This is a genomic window from Rothia sp. CCM 9418 (assembly GCF_048512825.1).
Classification (GTDB): Bacteria; Actinomycetota; Actinomycetes; order Actinomycetales; family Micrococcaceae; genus Rothia.
Window position 1 is genome coordinate 35,746 of sequence record NZ_JBLXXX010000005.1, and the last position, 22,400, is coordinate 58,145.

General features: G+C 48.1%; 15 protein-coding genes. 8 read left to right on the forward strand and 7 right to left on the reverse strand.

Features of this window, described 5'->3' with window-relative positions; translation table 11 throughout:
• Positions 1-23 precede the first annotated feature (23 nt).
• The 3 genes from ACN083_RS07720 to ACN083_RS07730 form a co-directional block, all read right to left on the reverse strand.
• On the reverse strand, positions 24-1,553 hold the full coding sequence (locus tag ACN083_RS07720) for an anchored repeat ABC transporter, substrate-binding protein (RefSeq protein WP_419102263.1): 1,530 nt from the start codon (positions 1,551-1,553) through the stop codon (positions 24-26).
• A 19-nt stretch (positions 1,554-1,572) separates the two neighbouring features.
• A complete protein-coding gene (locus ACN083_RS07725; RefSeq protein ID WP_419102264.1) occupies positions 1,573-5,265 on the reverse strand; it encodes a TIGR03773 family transporter-associated surface protein in 3,693 nt (1,230 codons plus the stop codon).
• 220 nt (positions 5,266-5,485) lie between these two features.
• Entirely contained in the window at positions 5,486-7,474 is a 1,989-nt protein-coding gene (locus tag ACN083_RS07730; RefSeq protein ID WP_419102265.1) for a M13 family metallopeptidase, read from the reverse strand.
• Positions 7,475-7,580: 106 nt separating this feature from the next.
• On the opposite strand from ACN083_RS07730, the gene ACN083_RS07735 reads away from it, so the two are divergent.
• Positions 7,581-8,570 (forward strand): aldo/keto reductase, encoded by a 990-nt coding sequence (locus ACN083_RS07735; RefSeq protein ID WP_419102397.1) that lies wholly within the window; start codon positions 7,581-7,583, stop codon positions 8,568-8,570.
• Between the two features lie 111 nt (positions 8,571-8,681).
• Here the strand turns inward: ACN083_RS07735 and ACN083_RS07740 are convergent, their stop codons facing one another.
• Positions 8,682-10,109, reverse strand: a complete 1,428-nt coding sequence (locus ACN083_RS07740; RefSeq protein ID WP_419102266.1) for a sodium:solute symporter — start codon at positions 10,107-10,109, stop codon at positions 8,682-8,684.
• Between the two features lie 243 nt (positions 10,110-10,352).
• Positions 10,353-11,972: a thiamine pyrophosphate-binding protein gene (locus ACN083_RS07745; protein WP_419102267.1), complete on the reverse strand. Its 1,620-nt coding sequence runs from the start codon at positions 11,970-11,972 to the stop codon at positions 10,353-10,355.
• A 260-nt stretch (positions 11,973-12,232) separates the two neighbouring features.
• On the opposite strand from ACN083_RS07745, the gene speB reads away from it, so the two are divergent.
• The 4 genes from speB (at position 12,233) to bsh (ending at position 16,900) form a co-directional block, all read left to right on the forward strand.
• A complete protein-coding gene (gene speB / locus ACN083_RS07750) occupies positions 12,233-13,312 on the forward strand; it encodes an agmatinase (RefSeq protein ID WP_419102268.1) in 1,080 nt (359 codons plus the stop codon).
• Positions 13,313-13,326: 14 nt separating this feature from the next.
• Complete coding sequence (locus tag ACN083_RS07755; protein WP_419102269.1) at positions 13,327-14,583, forward strand: PLP-dependent aminotransferase family protein; 1,257 nt, start codon at positions 13,327-13,329, stop codon at positions 14,581-14,583.
• 500 nt (positions 14,584-15,083) lie between these two features.
• Positions 15,084-15,833, forward strand: a complete 750-nt coding sequence (locus ACN083_RS07760; RefSeq protein WP_419102270.1) for a glycerophosphodiester phosphodiesterase family protein — start codon at positions 15,084-15,086, stop codon at positions 15,831-15,833.
• A 59-nt stretch (positions 15,834-15,892) separates the two neighbouring features.
• Entirely contained in the window at positions 15,893-16,900 is a 1,008-nt protein-coding gene (gene bsh / locus ACN083_RS07765) for a choloylglycine hydrolase (protein WP_419102271.1), read from the forward strand.
• A 28-nt stretch (positions 16,901-16,928) separates the two neighbouring features.
• Here the strand turns inward: bsh and ACN083_RS07770 are convergent, their stop codons facing one another.
• On the reverse strand, positions 16,929-17,555 hold the full coding sequence (locus ACN083_RS07770) for a transglycosylase SLT domain-containing protein (protein ID WP_419102272.1): 627 nt from the start codon (positions 17,553-17,555) through the stop codon (positions 16,929-16,931).
• A gap of 138 nt (positions 17,556-17,693) precedes the next feature.
• Complete coding sequence (locus tag ACN083_RS07775; protein ID WP_419102273.1) at positions 17,694-19,124, reverse strand: hypothetical protein; 1,431 nt, start codon at positions 19,122-19,124, stop codon at positions 17,694-17,696.
• Between the two features lie 102 nt (positions 19,125-19,226).
• Here ACN083_RS07775 and ACN083_RS07780 point away from each other — a divergent pair, with 102 nt between their 5' ends.
• The 3 genes from ACN083_RS07780 (at position 19,227) to ACN083_RS07790 (ending at position 22,348) form a co-directional block, all read left to right on the forward strand.
• The gene (locus ACN083_RS07780; RefSeq protein WP_419102274.1) at positions 19,227-19,682 is read left to right on the forward strand and encodes a hypothetical protein; all 456 of its coding nucleotides are present in this window, start codon (positions 19,227-19,229) and stop codon (positions 19,680-19,682) included.
• A 47-nt stretch (positions 19,683-19,729) separates the two neighbouring features.
• Positions 19,730-21,004 (forward strand): glycosyltransferase family 87 protein, encoded by a 1,275-nt coding sequence (locus ACN083_RS07785; RefSeq protein WP_419102275.1) that lies wholly within the window; start codon positions 19,730-19,732, stop codon positions 21,002-21,004.
• A gap of 282 nt (positions 21,005-21,286) precedes the next feature.
• The gene (locus ACN083_RS07790) at positions 21,287-22,348 is read left to right on the forward strand and encodes a type II CAAX prenyl endopeptidase Rce1 family protein (RefSeq protein WP_419102276.1); all 1,062 of its coding nucleotides are present in this window, start codon (positions 21,287-21,289) and stop codon (positions 22,346-22,348) included.
• Positions 22,349-22,400 lie beyond the last annotated feature (52 nt).

Sequence of the window (22,400 nt, forward strand, 5' to 3'; positions counted from 1 at the left end):
TCTCCCAACATGTCATCTGTGAATTATTTTCCTGATGAACAGGTTCGTATCATGTTTGCATTAGCTAACATCATGTCTAAATAATGAGGGGCTTGATCATCGAGCGTGTCTGAATACAGCTCGCACACTCTTGTACCAGTATCTGAGGCAACTTCTGCAAGAACACTTGTCCGCTGAAGTATTCCACGCTCTAAATAAAGTGCTGGAACATTGAGATCTTCAATGGTTCGACGCAAACGCGCTCGCTGTTGCGCACTTGGTTCTGAGCCGGCGGCAGGAGTAACAAAACCTGCCACTTTGAGCTGATATGTATCGGCTAGATACCGGTAACCGTCATGAGTGGTGATGATATTTCGTTCAGACTCGTTGAGGGCCCCATATATTTCCTGTAACTTTTGGTGCCCTTTTGAGAGTTCTTTAACGTATTCAGAAGCATTGCGTGCGTACTCGGTAGCACCTTGAGGGTCTGCTGCGCTCATGACATCACGAATAACAGAGACAGCAGCTTGAACATTGGGAATAGAATGCCAAAAATGAGGGTCAGTATCCCCATGAACGTGTTTTCCAAGAACAGCTTGAGCTAAGAGATACACCTGTCCCGTATCGTTATGCAAAAAACGGTAGTGACTACCTGAAGGTATTTCTTGCAAGGTGCGGGTCGGAACTTCTATAAGGGTCTTGTCGGGGTCTAAGTACTCGATATTTTCGTGTGAATCGGTACGTAGAGAAATCTTGCCGGTATCAATATTTGCAGTAATATCTGCGTGTCCTGCATCGAGAACTTTCACCTCTGAACCAAGTTTTTGAGCAAGCTGGGCAGAATCAACACCAACAGCAAAACGAACAACTTGTTCTTGTGTGGTTTTTCCTTGATGGTCTGCTGCTTGGACCGTTATCTCATAGAGCCCAGGTTTTGCAAAACTCCACGAAAGGTGGGTATGAGCTTGTGCCGGCAATTCTACCGATCCTAAAGCACCAGTCGAGACTTCTTGCCCATTTAAATCTTTGCGAGTTGCTTGGGAAGAATGAGAATCTGAAACAGTGTCAACGGCACCGAAAGTTTCTGTAATAAAACTTGCGGATTGTCCGGGGCCTACCATCTTTGTTGTGTTCAGATGAACTGGCTCACCAGCATGTCCACCTTCAATACGTACACCGAGCCAGAGGGAATCTAAGGATGCGTCTTCGACAATACGTTGGAGTTGCCCACCGTATTGAGAGATATGTTCTGCAACGGGAACGGCTTCTACCGGTTCGGGAAGGTTCGCGTCAATAGTCCGAATAAGCTTATTTTGTTCTAATAAAAGACCGTTAGTTAACGCGACATGAGCGTAGGCGATATCTCGAATATCGCGTAAAGAAGGCTCATATGAGTGGGGGTTAGCACCGGGGGGAACGAGTGAGGTAACGTGCGCGCGTGAGCCTCCAACAGTTTGTGCTAAATCTGCCAGGATAGGCGTGGAAGCCACCACCTGCAATGGTTGGTTGCTGGTGGTGGCTGCAGGGGGCGTACACCCGGTCAGTGCAAGAGCAAAGACTGGGATGTACGCCAATATGCGCGCTATGCGCGATTTACGCATTCTTGCGACGAGCGATAGTCAACGCGCCCGCGCCAGCTACGAGAAGCAAAGCTGCGAAACCGAGATATGTTCCGGTTTGCGAACCTGTGTATGCAAGTTTGCCGGCTGCAGATTCTTTCTGTGCTTGTGCAAGTTCTTGCTGAGGTAGTGTGCAGTCTTCTCCGTCAGCGGTTTTTCCAACGATGCGAACTTTCGCCCCATCAGGACGTGTGACGATACCTGTTGCGGTATCAACAGTGCCTCGTTGGGTTTCTTGTGATTCTTGTTGTGGAGTTTTTTGAGGAGTCTGTGCCTTAGGGGCAGAAGCTTTTTCTTCTGCTTGGCTCTTATCCTTTTGAACGTCTCCTACTTGGAAGTTGAGGTCGGCAGAAGTTGTGACTTTCTGTCCATTTTTCAACGTTGCGGTGAAGGAGATGTTTGCGGTGTAGTTGCCGGGTTCGGTAAATACCCAGTTGCCGTGTTGGTGGGTGTTTACTGGAACGTCAAATGATCCTAATGTGTTGGAGTCAAAGACCTTTTGCCCAGCAGAACCGAAGTTTCCGGAGAGGAATACTGCCATTTTTCCTGGACCTTTGAGGCTGTTGAGCTTCATGGTGACAGGGCCTTGAGCGTTTTTGACAAGTTCTGGATCTTGAGTATTCCAACCTAACCATGGAACTCCAGCTTCTTGGGTTGCGCCAATCAAGTACACCTCGCTACCGGCTGGAGCGATGTCACTCATGCCAGCAGGGAGTTTTTTCTGTGCGGCGTTACCCAAGACGAATTGCAATGAGGTAGGTGCAACCCATCGAGATGGGCTAACGCGATCGTCCTTGACGGAGGCTGAGAGTTTTCCTCCGTTAAGTAGCGCACCGAAGTCAAAGTGTCCTTCGTGAACTTGGTCAGCTGAAGTATTGACGACGGTGCTCGTCTGAACAGCTCGCTTGATAGCCGGTACAAATGAAGCGTTAGTAGCATGATGCGCGTGATCATTGTGAGATGCGTGGGCAATCACTTGCTCTTTGGGGTAACACTTCTTACCTGCTGGAGCTGTTGCTTTAGCGTGTTGAGCAGATGATGGTGCTTGGGCAGTCGGTGCTGGAGCTACACCGTGGGTGTGCCCATGTTCATGGTGCTCATGATGGTCACCGTGCTCATGATGGTCACCGTGCTCAGCCTGTTCAGGGACAACAACCTCAACGACAGGGTCTGTGACTTCTGGAGCTGGGGTGTCTTCTTCTGAAGACGGTGGCATCGTTGCTTCGGGAGCTTTATCCTCTACTTCAGGAGCTTCAGGAGCTTCAGGAGCTTCAGGAGCTTCAGGAGCTTCAGGAGCTTCAGGAGCTTCAGGAGCTTCAGGAGCTTCAGGAGCTTCAGGAGCCTTATCCTCGACTTCAGCTGCAGTCATGCAAGAAGTAATAGCTTCTTCTCCAACAGCAAAAGAAAGCTGCTGTTTTTCGCTGCTTACTTCAGTTCCATCCTTGAGAGTGGCAGTGTAATACGTCGTAAATGCATAGTTACCTGCTGTAGAGAAAATCCAGTTCGTATGGGTATGCGTTGCATAGGAAATATCGATAGTATCGAGGTTCTTTGTTGAGTCTAAAAGAACTCGATTCTGACCGAAAGCATCGCTAAGGTACATACCAAAAGTAGCGTCTTGAGGCATCATCGTCGGTTCAATGTGCAATTTAACGCTGCCGTCAATCTTTGAATAATCAATTTCTTGAGTGTTGTACCCTGGCCAGATGGTTCCTTGAATCTGAGTCTGTGGCAAAGCGTAGAACATTGATCCTTCTTTACCGACAAAGCTATCAAGTTCTTCTCCACCCATGAGCGCTGTGCGGGTATGACGAGCATGGTCACCAACAGTAAAGACAATATCATTGAGGTTTCTATCGACAGCTTTTGAATCGATTTGGCCAGTTTCGTCTTTGAGAGCTAAGCCGAGGCTTTTTTCTGAAAGGTTGAGCGTGCCTTTAATGTCGACGTGTCCATCACTTAGGATTTTTTTACCAATAAATGGTGTTGCCACACATTGGTCTTTAGTAGGCTCGGCTGGAGCGGGAGTCACAGGCTCAGCCGGAGCAGGATCAACAGGCTCAGCCGGAGCAGGATCAACAGGCTCAGCCGGAGCAGGAGAAGCTACGGAATTCAGCTTAATTTCTGAATCAGCAGCATAAGAAGTACCACTCTTATACTTATCGCTTAGTACAAGAGATGATGCATAAGCATCAATATCTGGATGAGGAAAAATCTTAACAATCAAGTGATCGTTGTTAATCCAAGAACCATCATCGCTATAGTAAGCCGTTGCTTCACCATTAACAAAAGGCGCATCAAAAGCTGTATCTGGATATGGAGAATCAGCCTTAAAGTAGAAACCTCCGCCTAAGACTCCTCGGAAATTAGGGTCATCAAATTTAACTTTAACTTTCCCATATCCTTCAATATCTGAAGGAAGAACCTCAACGGAATATTTACCGGAAGTCATAGAATAATTCTCGGTTTTAAGGGTCAAATTATCGGGGTCTGACACCTTTTCAGGCCAAGGACTCTCTCCCTCTGCGCTAGTGACGCTACCAGAGCCCCCTTGAGTGTAAGACAGAGGTTTTGAAATCCATCGAATGCCTTCAGAACCTTCATGTGGAGTGAATACTGCCTGAATATTTGTAGCTGATGTTCCAAAGAGCTCATCCCATTGAGCCTGTCCATCGACAACATCTAAATCAGTCAGGAAATAACCATTATTGAACAAGGTAAGTTTTCCGTTAACCTTGCTGTCGGCATGGAATGTGAGAGTTGTGAGTAAATCATCTCCATCACGTTCAACTTTTTCCTTCGGAGCATAGGAGAGCTCGTACTGAGCCGTCGTTACATCACCAGAAGGCGCGGCATCGTAGCGGTTTTGAGTGTCATTCTCGTTCGCTTGAGATGCTCCGCTACCGGAGAGTGGGCGTTGACCGCCTACCTGCCATGTAACGGTTGTTGGCTTGGACTGAATAATCGTTCCATCTGTTGCACGAGCAACAGTGCGATAGGTGAACTTATAACGTCCAGGAGTGGTGAAACTCGTGTAATTGTGAGTGTGGCTTCCTTGACGCAAGAGGGAAGACTGATAACCGTTTTCTGTTGAACTAAGAAGACGGCGGAAAGCGGTGGGGGAGTTGCTTCCACTGTACCCAAAAAGCTGAACTTCGCCTGGGCCGTCTACATGGAGCAAATCAAGGTAGAACGTTGCATCACGGAATTTTTCAACAGGAATATCAGAGTCTGCACCAAAGCCAACCCATGCAGGGTCATGGTTGAAGTTCGGAAGCTGTGGCGCTGTATAGAGTACGTCACCAGGATTGCCTAAAAAGCGTGCTGATTCAGAATCTGGTACAACGAAAGCGTACTGATTGGCTTGTTTAAAGTCTGAGCCCCAGCCTTTGCCAACCCAAATAACAGCATCATTTGGATCGTAGTTTGCAGGCCCTGTGCCATCTTGTGAAGGTGCTTCGGCATAAATCGCGAAGGTGTTTTGATCTTCATCCCAGAAACTTTTGGGGGTGTCGATATGTGCTTGAGTGGCAACAATTTTGCCATCATCAGGTCCAGCCTGTGCTGCTGGTAGAGCGGCGAAGAGAGAGCTAAATGCTAAACCTGCTGCTAGCGTGCAACGGGTAATAGGGTGCTTTGATGCACCAGGTGTGGGTGTAAACATCATTGCCTTTCTAGTGATATGCATTCAGCATCATAACTTAATAATGAGAATCGTTATCAGTATATGGCTAAAAAATTTTCTTTACATGTCGTTCCAAAAAACAGCACCTTACAATAAAGAGTCGTGTGGGTGTTTTCAAAAAGAAACTTTGAAAACACCCACACGACTCTTTATCTAAAAGAAAAATTAACTATATGGCTAGTATATATTCCATTTAAGTTATCTACCAGATGCGAACTCTATCCTCCGTAGAAAGATACATCGGGCTACCTTCTGGAACATCAAAAGCATCATAAAAATCATCAATATTCTTTACAACACCATTAACACGGAACTCATCTGGAGAATGAGGATCCGTCGAAAGCAACATCTGCGCCTGCTGAGGGCGAGTCTTCGTGCGCCAGCCCTGCCCCCACGCAATAAACACACGTTGTAAAGCCGTAAAACCATCAATAACAGGTGCCTGACTAATATCGTTAACACCAGCTTCTTGAAGCGCAATACGATACGCCTTCAACGCAATAGATAAACCGCCTAAATCACCAATATTCTCACCCAGAGTCAGCTCACCATTGACACGATACTGCTCAGCATCAAGCCCGCGAGGAGTGTACTGAGAATACTGATCAACAAGAGACTGTGTTCGACGCCCAAACTCTTCACGGTCTTCATCAGTCCACCAATTATTTAACGCACCGGTGCCATCATACTTAGACCCTTGGTCATCAAAACCATGGCCAATCTCGTGGCCAATAACAGCACCAATACCACCATAATTAGCGGCGTCATCAGCCTCAGGATCAAAATAAGGTGCTTGAAGAATCGCCGCAGGAAACACAATCTCATTTGCCGGAGGCATGTAATACGCATTAACCGTCTGAGGGGTCATCAACCACTCATCCTTATTCACCGGTTGCCCGATACGGTCAAGATGGAATTGCGTCTCAAAAGCATAAGCACGACGGATACTCTCACACAATTGACCAGGCACAAGCTCAAGAGAAGAATAATCACGCCAACTATCAGGGTAGCCAACCTTCGTCACGAATTGACTCAACTTCTCAAGCGCGCGACCACGAGTCTGCTCTGTCATCCACGGTAGCTCACTAATAGACTGGTGATACGCCTTAATAAGATTCTGCACCAAAACGAGCATCTTCTCTTTATGCGCCGGTGGGAAATGCTGAGCAACATACTTCTGCCCTAATTCCTCACCTAAATAGCTTTCAACCGCAGACACTCCGCGCTTCCATCGAGGACGTAACTCCTCCGTACCTGAAAGTGTTCGTCCAAAGAACTCAAAATGAGCCTGAACTAACTCGTCATTAAGATATGAAACCCGAGCCAGAAGCACCTTCCACAACGAATAGAGTTTCCATGACTGAAGATCAACACTTTGCCATAGCTGAGCCACCTTGCGAAGATACGAAGGCTGCCCCACAATCACCGTTCCAAATTGCTCAGCCGAAGAACCAAGAAGCTCAAACCATCGAGAAAAAGCAAAACCAGGGAACTCACCCTCTAACGCAGAAGCATCATAAGGGTTATAGCGTTTATGAGCATCGCGTAAGGTGACTTTATCCCAATGATGAGATGCAATTTTAGTCTCCAACAACATAATGCGCTCAGCAATGTCCTCAGCCTCAACGCCAACACGCTCATCGAGGGCACTGAGAGAAAAGACTTGACGAATATGCTCCTGATATTGGCGACGAATCTGCTCATACTTCTCTTCGCGATAGTAGCTCTCATCCGGAAGCCCTAGACCAGACTGCATCAGATACGCAACGTATCTTTCAGGATTCTGAACATCGATAGAAGTGTACCAACCAATAAAAGAGCCAACCCCCACACGTGAAGCACGAGCATTGACATCAAAGAGCTCTTCTCGAGTTGACGCTAAAAGAATCGGATCGATTTCACTCAGAATAGGAGAAATGCCGTCCTTATTAATGGTCTCAGTATCCATGAACGCCTGATAGAGGATGCCGATACGACTCTCTGGCTCCTGCTGAGCTGTCTGCTCGATAATCTCACGGACATTCTCCTCTGCCCGATCTCGCAGAGTATACATACCGCCATCTTTAGAGCGGTCTGCGGGAATAACATGGTTGTCAATCCAACGTCCGTTAACGTGGCGGAAAAAATCTTCTGAAGGGGCTACCGACTGGTCAAAATATTCGGTATTAATTCCTGAAATTTTAGTACTCATACAACCTAAGTCTAGAGGAGAGTCACGTGTAATTGCAGTTAAAACATTGCAGAACTGCTACCACAGCAAGCATGAATATGCGTACCCTAGAACTATGCAAAACACCATGGAATACCGTCAATTAGGACAATCTGGGCTCACTGTCTCCGCCATTGGACTAGGATGCAACAACCTCGGACGTGCAGGAACACCCACAGAAACTCAAGAAGGTACTAATACCGTCCTCCGCTCAGCACGAGAAGCAGGAATCAACCTCTTTGACATTGCTGATATTTATGGAAAAACTCCGGGGTCAGCTGAAACACGCTTCGGGCAAGCGCTCAAATACCTTGGGACTCAAGAACGAGAAAACATGGTAATCGTCTCTAAATTTGGTATGGACATGAACGGTGCCTCTGGTGCAGATTACGGCGCCCGCGGTTCTCGCGCGTATATTATGCGGGCAGTAGAACATTCCCTGACGCGACTTGGCGTAGACCACCTTGACGTATATATCTACCACACACCCGATGGCATCACCCCAATTGACGAGACACTTCGTGCATTAGACACCCTTATCGCACAAGGAAAAGTACGCTACATTGCTCACTCTAATCAGGCTGGTTGGCAAATAGCTCAAGCCGAATATGTTGCTCGAGAACTGGGATGTGAACGTTTCGTCGCAGCAGAAAATCATTACAATCTCATGGACCGTCGAGCAGAACTGGAAGTTATCCCTGCAGCGCGAGAACTACAACTTGGGGTACTGCCATACTTCCCACTTGCAAACGGTCTACTCACAGGAAAATACCGTCAACATCAGCAAGCGCCAGAAGGCTCACGGCTGTCTCATTCGCGTAAAGAATATCTACGACAAGCGCCGTGGGAACAACTTGAACAGTTCTTCACTTTCGCCCGTGAACGAGAACTGCCAGAAGCACAAATTGCTCTGAGCTGGCTTCTAGCTCAAGATACCGTCAGCTCTGTGATTGCTGGAGCAACGACACCAGAACAAATACACATGAATGTCCAATCAACCCAAGTGGCACTAAACCAATCTGATATTGAGGAACTAAATCATATCTTTCCCGCCCCACCGAAAATCGCCCTATTCTAAGGGGCAAAAATCTGCATATCGTGTAGATACCTGCACGATATAACAATGGTGGGTGTTTTCACTACATTCAATGTATTGAAAACACCCACCATAAGGATTCTTTCGTAATAGCTACGCACCTTGACGGATACGTTTTTGCCATCGCTGAGCCACTTGAGGATCAGTAGGCTTTGTGAGAAGTGAAGCCACGATATAGACAATGAAAGAAGCAACCAGACCGATATAAATCGGTTCGTTAGCCATTACACCGTATATCATCATGCCAAGAATAACGCCGATAGAGCCGACTGCCATGGATAATGCTGCAGCGGTTCCTGTTCCGCGCTTCCAAAGTAAGCCACCAAGAATCGCAACCAGAAGACCGCCGACAAGAATGTCATAGGCAATCGTCAACCCTGTAATAGCGTCGGTGAGGAAGAGTGCGATAACAGTGGTGATTACACCAAATCCAAGAACATACCAGCGGTCTGCGACAAGAGCGCTATCAGATGATTCATCGGAGTTCTGCAAAGAATCTTTTCCTAGCAGGAACGGTACAACATCTACGCGGGCAACAGTTGCTGAGGCGATGAGTGAACCAGAAGCTGTGGACATCATAGCCGCCACACCAGCTGCAAGGACGATGCCGCCTATGCCAATCGGTAGATAGTTTTGAGCGAGAGTCGCAAAGACATCATCACGATGCTCAATATGAGGTTCGATGACGCGTGCAGACATGCCAATAATTGCTCCAGCTACAGAATAAATAATGACGTAAATACTTGCTGCAGTGCCGCCCCAACGGGATACTTCTGGGGAGCGAGCGGTGAATACGCGTTGCCAGATGTCTTGTCCAACGAGGAGACCGAACGTGTAAATGACGAAATAGGTGATGATAGATTCAGTGCCGATACTACCAACGGCAAAGAACTCTGCATCAAGGCGCTGGTGTAGACCGTCCCAGCCTCCTGCATGATGTAGAGAGAAAGGGAGGAGGAGGAAAAATACGCCGACGGTCATTAGGATAAATTGCATCATGTCGGTGAGGGTAATGGACCACATGCCACCAAGCATGGAATACCCGATGACGATGATAGCGCCGAGAAGAATAGCCCATGTGCGGTCTACATCAAAGAGCACGCGGAAGATGGATGCGTATGCAGCTGTAGAAGTGACTGTGAGCATGACGGTGTACGCGAGCATCACGATAGATGATATTTGGGTGGTGCGCACGCCATACCGCAAGGTGAGTACCTGTGAGACGGTATATAGCTTGACGCGGGTGATGATAGGGGCGAATATAAGGCTCAACAGTAGCATTCCAACGCCGATGGCTGTTACCAACCACATTCCTGAGATTCCGTAGGTATAGCCGAGTCCTACACCGCCAACGGTGGAGGCTCCACCGAGAAGGAGTGCGCTCATGGTGCCGGTGTAGAGAACGGGGCCGAGTCTGCGTCCTGCTACACGGAAGTCTTCTGCATTATGTGCTCGTTTTTTGCCGAGGTAGCCGAATGCTACGAGTGCTATGAGATAGAGGACAATAATGAGGATGTTCATAAGAAGTTCATTTCCATAGGTCGCAGACACTAAATGTGGTCTGAGTAACGTGCAATGTATATAAAGTATGCACTAATCTGTATAACGATTCAACCAGGTGTGTTTCTGTGTTTCCTCAAAAATGACTCACCGCTCAAAATGGTGCGCTCGTCACCATAAAAATCATTCCCATAAAAAACAACAGGAGGGAAACCCTCGCGGGGATTTCCCTCCTATATCCAGCGCCTTGCGCGTACCTAAAAATTAGCGCAATGTCTCACTAATCTTCAAGTGAACTAATGAGGGACCAGATGTGTTGAGAGCTTCTGTTACTGTGTCTGCCAAAGAATCGACAGTAGCAGAAAACGCGGTGGCACCAAACGCTTCAGCTAACTTAACCCAATCTGGCTGAACCAAGTTAACCGCAACATCTGAAATGCCACGATCACGCTCATTTTGACGAATTTCTCCATACCCGCCATTGTCCACGCAGATAATTGCAATATCGAGGTGCTGCTCGACTGCCGTCATGAGTTCCTGTATTGCAAACATGAGCGCGCCGTCACCGAGTAAGCAGACGACAGGACGTTCAGGGGCTGCAACTTTAGCTCCAATTGCTGCAGGTAAGCCGTAACCTAGCGTGGCGTACGTTGCCATATAGAGCAAAGAATGAGGTTGTGGTGCACGGTAGAACGTTGTGGTGCCCATGTAAGTTACCTGAGAAGAATCGCCGGCAATAATGGTGTCTTCAGGAAGAACTTCCATAATGCGTTCGTTGAGTTCTGCAAGCTCTGGTGCGATAGCTCGCCCCTCATTATCAAGAGCGTCAAAAACTTCTTGTAAATCTCGTTGTTCTCGGGTGCCTTGGGTGACTCCACGCTCTTTGAGAGCTTCTAATAATTGGGGAACTACTGCTGCAGAATTACCTGGTAATTCAATATCAGGTGCGATATTGCACAGCATTTGAGAACGCTCAATATCAACGCGAATCACGGGCCCTTGTGGGTGGATATCTCCATCCCATAATTCTGCTTCACCAATTTTAGAGCCAATGATGAGCATGGCATCGGATTCACGGCAGAAAGCGTGTGCCGCTGATAGACGGAGGTCTGCGCCTAAGGACAGGCGGTGTTTTTCTGGAATCGCGCCTTTGCCGTTGACGGATGTGATAACTGGTGCTTCAAGAGTTTCAGCTAGCGCCAATATTGATGTTGCTGCTGGTAGGGACCCGCCACCGGCTACGATGAGTGGGCGTGAAGAGTTCGCAAGAATATCGGCAGCTTTCTCAATATCTTCTACGGGTGCTGGTTGTGGGCTTCCCAGTGGGCGTGCTTGGAGTAGTGTGTCAGGGAGGTCAACTTCTTGTTCGAGGATATTGAGGGGAACCTCAATATGAATGGGGCGGGGGCGTTCATGTGCAAAAGAACGAAATGCGTTATGGATAATGTCGACGGCTTCTTCTGCAGAGCTGACTCGACGGCTAAATTGCACGATGGAGTCTACTGCTCCGGTGGGATTTTTTGTTTCGTGTAGTGCCCCAATATCACGGTATTCTTGGCCGACAGGTCTGCCGGGGGAGAGGATAATCATGGGGCGTGATTCTGCGTATGCGGTGGCTGCGCCAGAAAGAGAGTTGAGTAATCCTGGTCCGGAGGTGGTAATGACAACCCCTGGTAATCCTTTGATTTGTGACCAGCCGTCAGCGCCGTAGGCTGCACCTTGTTCGTGTCGGGTGGTAATGGGGGTGATGTTGAGTTCTTCTAGGTGTCGGTAGAACTCAAGGTTGTGTGTTCCGGGGATGCCAAAGACGGTGTCAATACCGTAATTTTTGAGAGTGGCTAGAATGGCGTAGCCTGCGTTGTGGCGCGGGGTTGTTGTGGTCACAAACAGCTCCTTGGTGACGGTGGTTGGGTCTTTGAGGTGGATAGTTTTTATGGAATATCGATACAGTGTATTGAAGCAAGTGTATAAGTACACTGATTGTTTATGAGGTATTTAGCCTTATGAAAAGTTATCCAGCTCACTAATAAATATTCACCAATGAATAAAAACCTATGGGGTAGTTCACAACTCCGTCAATTTATTGCATAGTGGGAAAGACAGAACCGCACCACACAACACCACAGACACCGCCAGGAGAAAACATGACACACCAAACCAACATCCCCGCACAACCCTCCTTCTCTGCACAAGCAGAACGCGTCATCGCAACAGGCGCAGACGGAGTAGAACGCATCGGGCCCATCAACGCCGCACAAGTACCACGCTGGGCAGGACTCGGCACCTTCGCCCGCCTACCACGCCTCGACGAAACACCCAACGCAGATATCATTATCGCCGGAATGCCCTGGGATTCAGGCGTTTCCTACCGCCCCGGCGCACGATTCGGCTCAAACCACGTCCGCGAATGCTCCCGACTCCTACGCCCCTTCAACCCCGCCGCCAACATCTCACCGTTTAAAGAAGCACAAGTAGCCGACGCCGGCGACATCATCGGAAACCCCTTCAACATCGAAGAAGCACTGGCACAAATGGAAGCCGGCGCACAAGAACTCACCAAAAACGGGGCAAAACTCATCACCATCGGCGGAGACCACACCATAGCACTCGCAAACTTACGTAATATGCACCGCCAACACGGAAAAATTGCGCTACTACACTTTGACGCCCACCTCGACACCTGGGACACCTACTTCGGAGCAGAATACACCCACGGAACCCCCTTCCGTCGAGCATTTGAAGAAGAACTCCTCGACACTGACGCCCTCTGCCACGTCGGAACCCGCGGACCACTCTACGGAACAGAAGACCTCGACGACGACCGACGCTTCGGATTCGGTATCGTCTCCTCCGCAGACGTCTACTACCTCGGAGTGCAAAAAGTTGTTGAACTCCTCAGAAAACGCATCGGAAACCGACCACTCTACATCTCCATCGACATCGATGTACTAGACCCCGCACACGCACCCGGCACCGGAACACCCGAAGCCGGAGGCATCACCAGCCGAGAATTACTCGAAATACTGCGTGGACTACGCGGACTGAACATCGTCGGCTCAGAACTTGTCGAAGTATCCCCCGCCTACGACCACGCCGAACTCACCGGAATAGCAGCAGCACACGTTGTCTACGAATTCATCAGCCTCCACGCACTAGGTGCCAACGCCGGAACCGGAAAACCAGCCTACGGCGAAGCCCCCATCAGCTACGGCGACAAAGAATAGGAAACCCCACCCCCATGGTAAAAATTCATGAACTACTCGACGGCGCAAACACCGAAGAAGCACGACTCATGCAACACTTCGCTGAACGCGCAGGAGGATTCCGACCATCAGCAGTGCGCGACGTCTTTGAAGTCGCAATGCGCCCCGGCATGATATCCCTCGCAGGAGGAAACCCAGACCTGAACCTCCTGCCCCTAGAAGAACTCGGTGCAAGAGCCTCTCGAATCATCATCGAAGAAGGTTTAGAAGTCCTACAATACGGTTCCGGTGCTGGTCTTGAACCCCTTGCAGAACTCATCTGCACCCTCATGAAAACAGAAGGGGCAAACCCAAAAGTCTCAGACATCCAAATCACCGCAGGCTCCCAAATGGGATTAGACCTTGCAACAAAACTCTTTGTCAACCCACAAGACGTCATCCTTGCAGAAGGACCCACCTATACCGGAGCACTCGGCGTCTTTGAAGGATACCAAGCCGACGTTCGCCAAATCGATGTAGACGAAAACGGCCTTGACCCCCAAAAAGTGAAAAAAATGGTGCAAACCATTCGCGCCGAGGGAAAAGACATCAAATTCCTCTACACCATCCCTAACTTTCAAAACCCCACAGGAGTCTCCCTCTCCGAAGAACGACGTCAAGAACTCACCCGTGTATGTAGAGAACTCGACATCCTCATCGTCGAAGACAACCCCTATGGGCAGCTTTCCTTTGACGGAACACGACGTCCTTGCCTCTACTCATATGACCCAGAGAACGTGCTCTATCTCGGAAGCTTCTCTAAAGTCTTCTCTCCCGGTGTACGCGTCGGCTGGATGATCGCCCCAGAACGCATCCGTAAATTCTTACAGATTGCAGCAGAAGCAGTCACCATCTGCCCCTCCGTGCTCTCACAGCGTCTCGTCTTGAGCTTCATGAGCGACGGGCTCTGGGAAGAACACACTCGAAAAACCGCATCACTTTACCAACAACGATGCGAAGCAGTCCTGAACGCCTGCGAAAAATACATGCCTGAAGGAACCCGCTGGAGCACCCCAAGCGGAGGGTTCTTCACCTGGCTTACATTACCTGAGAACAGCCCATGGAAAGATGCAACAGACGCGCTAGCCCCAGCAATAGATAACGGCGTTGTCTTTGTCCCCGGAGCCGCCTTCTACGAAACCGTAGACGGAAAAAACCCTGGAGCAAACCAACTACGTATCGCATTCTCCTCAGTAGAACCTGCAGTACTAGAAGAAGGGGTACGACGCTTAGCAGAAGTGTTCAACCGATAAACCTCGATAGTGCGCTCTACCTCAGCAATACCAAAAATAAGGTCATGTTGCGGTGGAGCGCACTATTTTTTTTTTAAAACCTTCCCCAAAGAATCTGCACCTCAGAACAAGAGAACCCCACGCTGTCACCTAAACTACGTACAAAAAGACCGTAGGATAATATCTTAGATTCAACTACCTTGGGATAGTTGGATTCTTTGTATATCCCTAACGGCAACCCTAAGCCGTTTCAATGAATCATCAACCTTTGCAGCCCATCTGCGCGGATGGTCTAAGAAGCATCAAGCTCGCGTCCTAGGGCACAACACATAGAGCGAATATTTCACCTCTGCTCAAGTTGACAACACAACCGGTGAAACAACGCGACCTAAGACGTTTATATAAAACCACACACGCATGCAAAGACGAGCGATGCCCTCCTTCAAGCCACGAAGGAGGGCATAAAACGTTAAACACTAAAAATAGATGCTCATAAAAACTTCTCTTTTCCGGCAAAAACTATGTACTCTGTCACTATGGCTCGTATTTTTGCCCACCGTGGACTCTCTGGAATTGCACCTGAAAACACCCTCAGTGCTATCAAAGCATGCTGTGAACACAACGTGACATGGTTCGAAACAGACGTCGACATCCTCGCCGACGGAACACCCGTACTCATGCACGACACCTCACTAGCACGCACTACCAACAGCACCAAAACCCTCTACGACATCACTCAAGAAGACCTCAAAAACATTGACGCAGGCTCATGGTTCAACGAGAAATACCGTGGAGAAAAAATACCCACCCTCGCCGAACTCATTGATCTCATGAACGCCGAAGGCCTTAACGCCAACATCGAAATTAAATCCAATGAACAAGGCGCAGAAAGAAGTTACCAGCTACTTGACGCCGTCATTGCAGAACTTGAACGACTCAACCCTGAACGAGAAGTCCTCGTCAGCTCTTTCAACCATGTGCTTCTCAACGAATTCTCGCGTCGTTCCCCCCGACATAAAACAGCGGCGCTCTTTACCGCAGAAATGCTACAACCAGACTGGTTATCGGTAGTCCAAATGCTAGAGGTAGACGCTATCCACCCAGAAGATAGCGTCATGACAGAAAAACTCACCCAACAGATGAGAGATGCAGGATACGATATCAACGTATGGACCGTAAACTCTCGCGCTCGCGCTAACGAATTAGTGAACTGGGGAGTAACCGGACTCTTTACCGATTACGCACACCTCATGAGCGATTTCTCGTCATAAACATATGCACCACTAACACCTCTCACATAACGTCTTAAAATCTTCAGGAGACAATAGCCATGTGTACGGCCCTCACCTTTTCCGTCAACGGAGAGACCTATTACGGGAGGAACCTAGACCTAAATTGCGGATTCGGCGAAGAAGTCGTCATCACTCCACGAAACTACACCTTCAACTTCACCGACGGTTCTTCCTCCCCATCGCATTACTGCATGATTGGTATGGCCACCGTTGTGAACAACTACCCTCTATACGCTGAAGCAAGCAATGAAAAAGGTCTCAGCATTGCTGGACTAAATTTTCCGGATAATGCACATTATTTTGAGCCTCACCACGAGAAAACTAATGTTTCACCTTACGAGCTAATTCCTTGGGTTCTTAGCAGATACGCAAGTGTAGATGAGCTAAAAGTTGTGCTGCCGAACCTGAACCTCACCCATATTGCTTTTGCGCAAAATATGCCGTTAGCACCCTTGCACTGGATGGTCAGCGACTCACAAAAATCAATAGTTATAGAATCCACCACTGAAGGGCTAAAATTTTACGATAATCCCTTCGGCGTCCTGACTAATAACCCGCCATTTCCTTACCATCTTGAGAACATCAAAAACTATATTAATCTCACGCCGGAATGGCCTGCGAATAACGTTGCACCAGAACAACCCTTGAATCCTGTGGGTGTTGGCTTCGGCGGTTTTGGACTACCTGGCGACAGCTCACCAGCATCACGGTTCGTCAAAGCTGTTTTCTTGCGCTCTAGCACTTTGAATCATCTAAAAATATTGCAAGAAACAGCAGAAAACCAACAAGAAACAGTAGCTGTAAGCCAGTTCTTCCACATTCTCGACAATGTTGGGATGGTTAAAGGTTCTTGTTTTAATGAGCAAGGAGAATGCGAACATACGGTGTATTCGTCCTGCTGCAATACTTCCCGTGGTATCTACTATTACAAAACATACGACAATAGCTGTATCAATGCTATAGAGATGTCTTCCTGCGATACCAACGGCAAAGAACTTATTCAATATCCTCTTGTACGGCATCAAACCATACACTATGCAAACTAACGTTTAAGAAGATACCGGGAAGTGAACATTACTGACGATACTTAAGTTTCTCGACAGAATAATGTGGATCCGGGTCACAAGTAACCTTGTACTTTGATGAAGCAAGTTTATTAATACTCTTCACATAATTTTGAGTCTCACCATACGGCGGTACTCCACGGTACTCTTCGACAGCTCCGGGGCCTGCGTTATATCCAGCAAAAACAAAATCCTGAAGTTCTTGCGGTGTCTTAGCTAAAGGAGCAAGACGCTCTTTCAGATACGCAAGATACTTGCCTTGAGCGCGAACCGAAGCATGAGGGTTAGAAATATCGCCCTGGCCCCAAATCTCCCAAGTATCAGGTGTAAACTGCGCTAACCCCTGAGCGCCGGCATGAGATGAGGCTTCTACTCTCCAATGAGATTCTGTCTCTAACTGAGCCGCAAGAAAACCAGTGCGAATACCAGACTCTTCAGAAGCTCGCTTAAGATCTTCATGAATCACCACAGGAGCATACGTCAAATCAGTCTCACCACAATAATCTGTATATGTTGCGGCAAGACCAGCCACACCGCCGGCCAGCAAACCCGCTGAAGCAATAACCTGCCAATGAGCGAGCACGCCAGAGAAGATGCGGACTATAAAAGGAGAACGTGAAGTTTTTTCTGCAGTCATCGGATACTAGACTAACCTAAAATTCGAGGTAAATCTCTGCTTAGATACACTAACCCAAATTATCGTGAGCGTTTCTCTGACGTACGACGAGGAAGAACCACATCGGAAACAAAACCACCACGAATCAGAACTAGACACTTATAAAAAGAAGAACCCATCGACAATAAGCGCAAACATCACCAGCGCAACACCCACAGACACCTCCCGACCAATAGCCGGAATCTGCTGAGTCGTCTGCTCCAAGCTAAACTGCACTTTCTCACCGCGAGACTGAGCCTCAAGAAGCCGAGCACGCCCCCTAACCGACGCCCTCACCGAAAGAACCATTAACGGAATAAAAGCGCAGAATCCTAACACCCCTAAACTCGCCGTCAATGGAGGAAGAGGACGCTCAACATACTCAAAACCAACAGAGACCAATAACGCCAGATTAATAACACTAATCCGCACCCACGCATAACGATTAAAAATAGCATTAGCGGAACGCACCGCAGAAGGCCCACCACCAATCTGCACCGGAAAAAGATACGTCATAGAACCTAAAAGAACCTGCAATAAAAACCCTGCAACAAATATGGGCGTCAAAACACGCATGTTGACATCAGCAAAAGACGAAGCATTCAACACCAAAAATGACGCCACAACAACCGCAATAAACAACCAGAACACCGCACACAACACCGAACCGGTAGAATAATCAACCGGCTTTTTAGCAGCACAGGTTTGAACCATCAACACCAGAACCAACCCAATAGCCACAGCATAAAGAACAAACCCAGCCCCCGAAACATAGTACGCACCAATGAATGCACCTAACAAAATAACAAGTACCGACCAGCTCATCATTGCTAAAGCTACCAGTGACAAACGTACTGCTTGTGGGTGCATTCTGGTGCGCAACATCGTCGGCCATAACGTCATCAACGTACCAACAACGGTAATACCCACAAAACCAAGAATATTAATCGCTTCATGAGCAAGAAGCAGCTGCGCATACCAGCGATGAATTACCGGAGGATAGGTCAATAAAGCACCGCATACGGCACCTAATGGAAGCGTCCATGCCGCCACAATATAAAAATAAACAGTGGATCTAAAACGTGCTGGCAGAGCCTTCTTCAACTGCCATAGTAAAGAAAAACCATGGCAAGTAAGAACAATACCAACCGCTAAAGAACCCATAAAAGTCAGCGCAAAGATATTATTCAGCATCCCCGCAATAATGACAAAAATTGCTACGGTCAGCGTGTAAATACGACGTACCTGCCATAGTCGAGCTGACTCAGGCAAACGATTCTTCAGCAACGCCTCCGTAAAATGCTGACTCCACACCATAATCGATGTTGTAATAAGCCCCAACGTCACAATGTGAACAACAAGCCACGAGAAAGATGGAACCCAAGGCTTCGCAAGAAGCACGAACGGCAAAACCACTAACCAAAATGTTACTGGCCGACCAACCTTACGATGCCACGTCGCTCGACCTGACGCCTGATCAACAAATTCTTGGGGAATCGGGCGAGCCCCCGTGAGAAAAGTTCGTACTGGCTGATTACCGCGATGTGTCAACGTCTCATCCTTTATACCTAAAAGTGGTGACTTTACTTGCGATTATAAGGCTCCTAAAAAAATCAGAACGCAACCTCGAGTAAAAGATGTAGACTAGCCTGCGTGAAATCTTTGCCAGTATCCTTACTTCTTGTTGCCACACTCATCACCCAAGCAATGGGAATGTTCTCGTACACCAATGACTCTATGGGAATTACAGGTCAAGTATTCTTCCCCATTATCTTTATCCTGCTACAAAGTTACCTTGTATTCCGTAACCCTCAAGCTGCCGATAAATATAAAATTGGGCACTTCACCATACTCGGCTTAGCGCTCTTAACTCTCGTGGCAACAGTCGTAGGATTCGCTACAAGTTTCACCAGCTTATACCCCTCACCCTACTTGTACTATGTTGCGCTACTGCTACTAGTGATAGAAGTCAGCCTTATCATTGCAGCGCTACCACCTAAAGAAAATAAGCCACCTAAACCACCAGCACAAAAGACCCCACATCGTCATGGAAGCACCCGTTTGGTAGCAACTTCAACAAAAAATAACTCCTCAGAAACTACTAAATAACGGTAATATATACCCTTTATGTCGTTACCTTTCAGAACCGGAGCACCATGAAAATATCACCCCGAGAATCTTGGCCAAACACACCGCAGTTGCAACGATACGCATATGCAGCGTTAGCCGTTGTCTGTATCGGTAACCTCATGTATTCGCTGAGCATCGGTGGACTAGACTTTTCGGTGTACCGTTCTGGGGCCATGACCATTTTTCATAATGAAGGCTTTGACAAAGAACTCTACGTCATTGACCTATTGCGCCTTGGCCCAGATTTTGCGTTGCCTTTCACCTACCCTCCCTTTGCGGCACTTTTGTTCTTACCCTTTGCGTTCTTACCCCAAAAAGTAGGCATTTTCCTGATGATGATACTCGCCTACGCTGTTGCATGGTGGGTTGCAACCCTTATCTACAATTATGTGCAAAAACGAGGGCGTACCTTACCTCTTCAACACCGCCTCGGACGATACGGCACCATTGCTTTGCTTGCTGCCATCATTTTGCTTTCAGGCCCTTGGCGTCGTGGGCTAGGGCTCGTTCAGATTAACCCGCTCATTATGCTTCTTGTTCTTTGGGATTTTATCCGCCCAGCTACGCGTATTCCTCGCGGACTATTTATTGGCATAGCCGGTGGTATCAAACTTACCCCTCTGGCTTTTGGGCTTATTCTGCTCATGCGTAAAGACTTCAAAGGCGTCATAACCTTAGGTGCAAGTTTCTTCATAACTATCATTATTGGTTTCATCTTCCTACCCCAAGAAGCTATCGAATTCTGGACCTCAGCGGTTTCTGACCCCTCCCGTGTCGGAAATACGAACTACCTCGATAACATCTCTATTCAGGGCTGGCTCATGCACTTTGGGCTAAGTTCGGGGATACTACTCAAAGTTTTACACTACGGGCTTATTGCATTGCTCATGGCAGGTACAGCATGGCTTATCTACCGTCTAGAACAACGTCAACTGCTCATCTCACAGATAGCACTCAACGCCTTCTTAATGGTCTCTATCTCTCCCATTAGCTGGTCTCACCACAACACATGGTTGCCGCTACTAGCAATTGCTCTGTGGGCGGATGCATTCCCCCTATTTATCGATCAGATGTCCTCAGCCGTTCGAATGAGCGCGTTGGTGTTCTCCTGGGTAGGTGTTGTTGGACTCTATATTTCACCGATGTGGATTGGTATCGCTGTACACGGTTCCCTTGATCGTCTGGAAGATATTGCACCGCTAGGGCTTATTCTCTCGGCAATTCCCATTACGGCACTCTTTAGCGCCGTACTGCTTTGGATATACAGTTCTCTAAAAACTACAAATAAGCCACTTGTATAACAGTCCATAACATTAAATTAAAGTGGTGCATTCATGACAGTGAACGCACCATTTTTTACGCCTCAAATATCTTCAAAGAATATGGCATCGTCGTGAAAGAAAAGGCTGCACCCTCCACAAAACCGTCATATTCCAAATCAGCTATATACCCAACTCGCATGCAATAAAAACCTAAAAACAGAAGAATAACAACCTCACAATAGGGCACACAACGCGCCAATAAAACGCTTTATACTCCCTAAGGCTGATGAAAAAACACACAAGGAAAATTAGGCTAGAAACATGGCAGTAGAACAACAACCTCATCGAGAGAATATCCACATACCCTGGCAACAAAAAAACCAGCAGGAAAACTCACACAAACCAGCACCACAGCAAACACCCCAGCCCGCTGTCGGACAACCCTTTATCTACCACGTACCGGTAGAAGAACGTACCCTCGCATACCACCGTCTCTCTCACGCCGACCCCCGTACCCGCTGGTGGTCACCCCTTGCAGAAGGCCTCCTCGGCGGACTCTTCTACCTCGGATTCTCCATAGCCCTCGGCATAGCCTTTGCCTCTATCCTCGGACCGCAAAACATCGCCCTTAACCTGCAAAGCCTACAGAGCCTTGCACTCAAAGACCCCCTCATCTTTGCTTTAGTCTTCGGCTCCGTCGCGCTTCTTTATCCCTCCATGTTCTTAGCACGGCTCGTAACCGGGCCAAAACCTTGGGGGCTAGTACATTCCGTCTACGGAAAAATCCGTTGGAGCTGGATGGGTTTCTGCTTCGCTATCGCCATCATCGGATACATCGTACTGCCCATGCTCATCAACGCATTAGGCGAAAGCGTCCAAGCCCCAGACGTTGAATCTCCTGGTAAAAACCTTGTATGGCTCCTCGTCCTCGTCTTTACGATTACCCCCATCCAATGCTACGCAGAAGAACTTGTCTTCCGCGGCTACCTCATGCAAACCCTCGGACGGTGGATACGTAACCCCATCATCGTTATTACGCTACCTGCCGTACTCTTTATGCTCGGCCACAGATACGATTTTTGGGCGCAAATGTCCGTACTCACCATGGGCTTAGTTGCCGGATTCCTAACATGGAAAACTGGTGGTCTTGAAGCAGGCATCGCACTGCACGTCGTTAACAACCTTTGGGTCATGTTCATGGGAAGCCTTGGACTAGCTGACCCCTTCGCTCAGGAAGGCTCCACAGCAGGAGAATTCCTCGGAGCTTTGAGCATACAACTCATTATCGTGCTCATTGTGATGCTCTCAGCACGCAAAATGGGTATCCACAATACACAAACATTCAGTGTTGCTATGACTCACGGAAAATCTATCCCACGATAGATCTTCCTCTGAGAACAACGGGCAAGATCGTCTATAAAGTATCAGTAGTTAT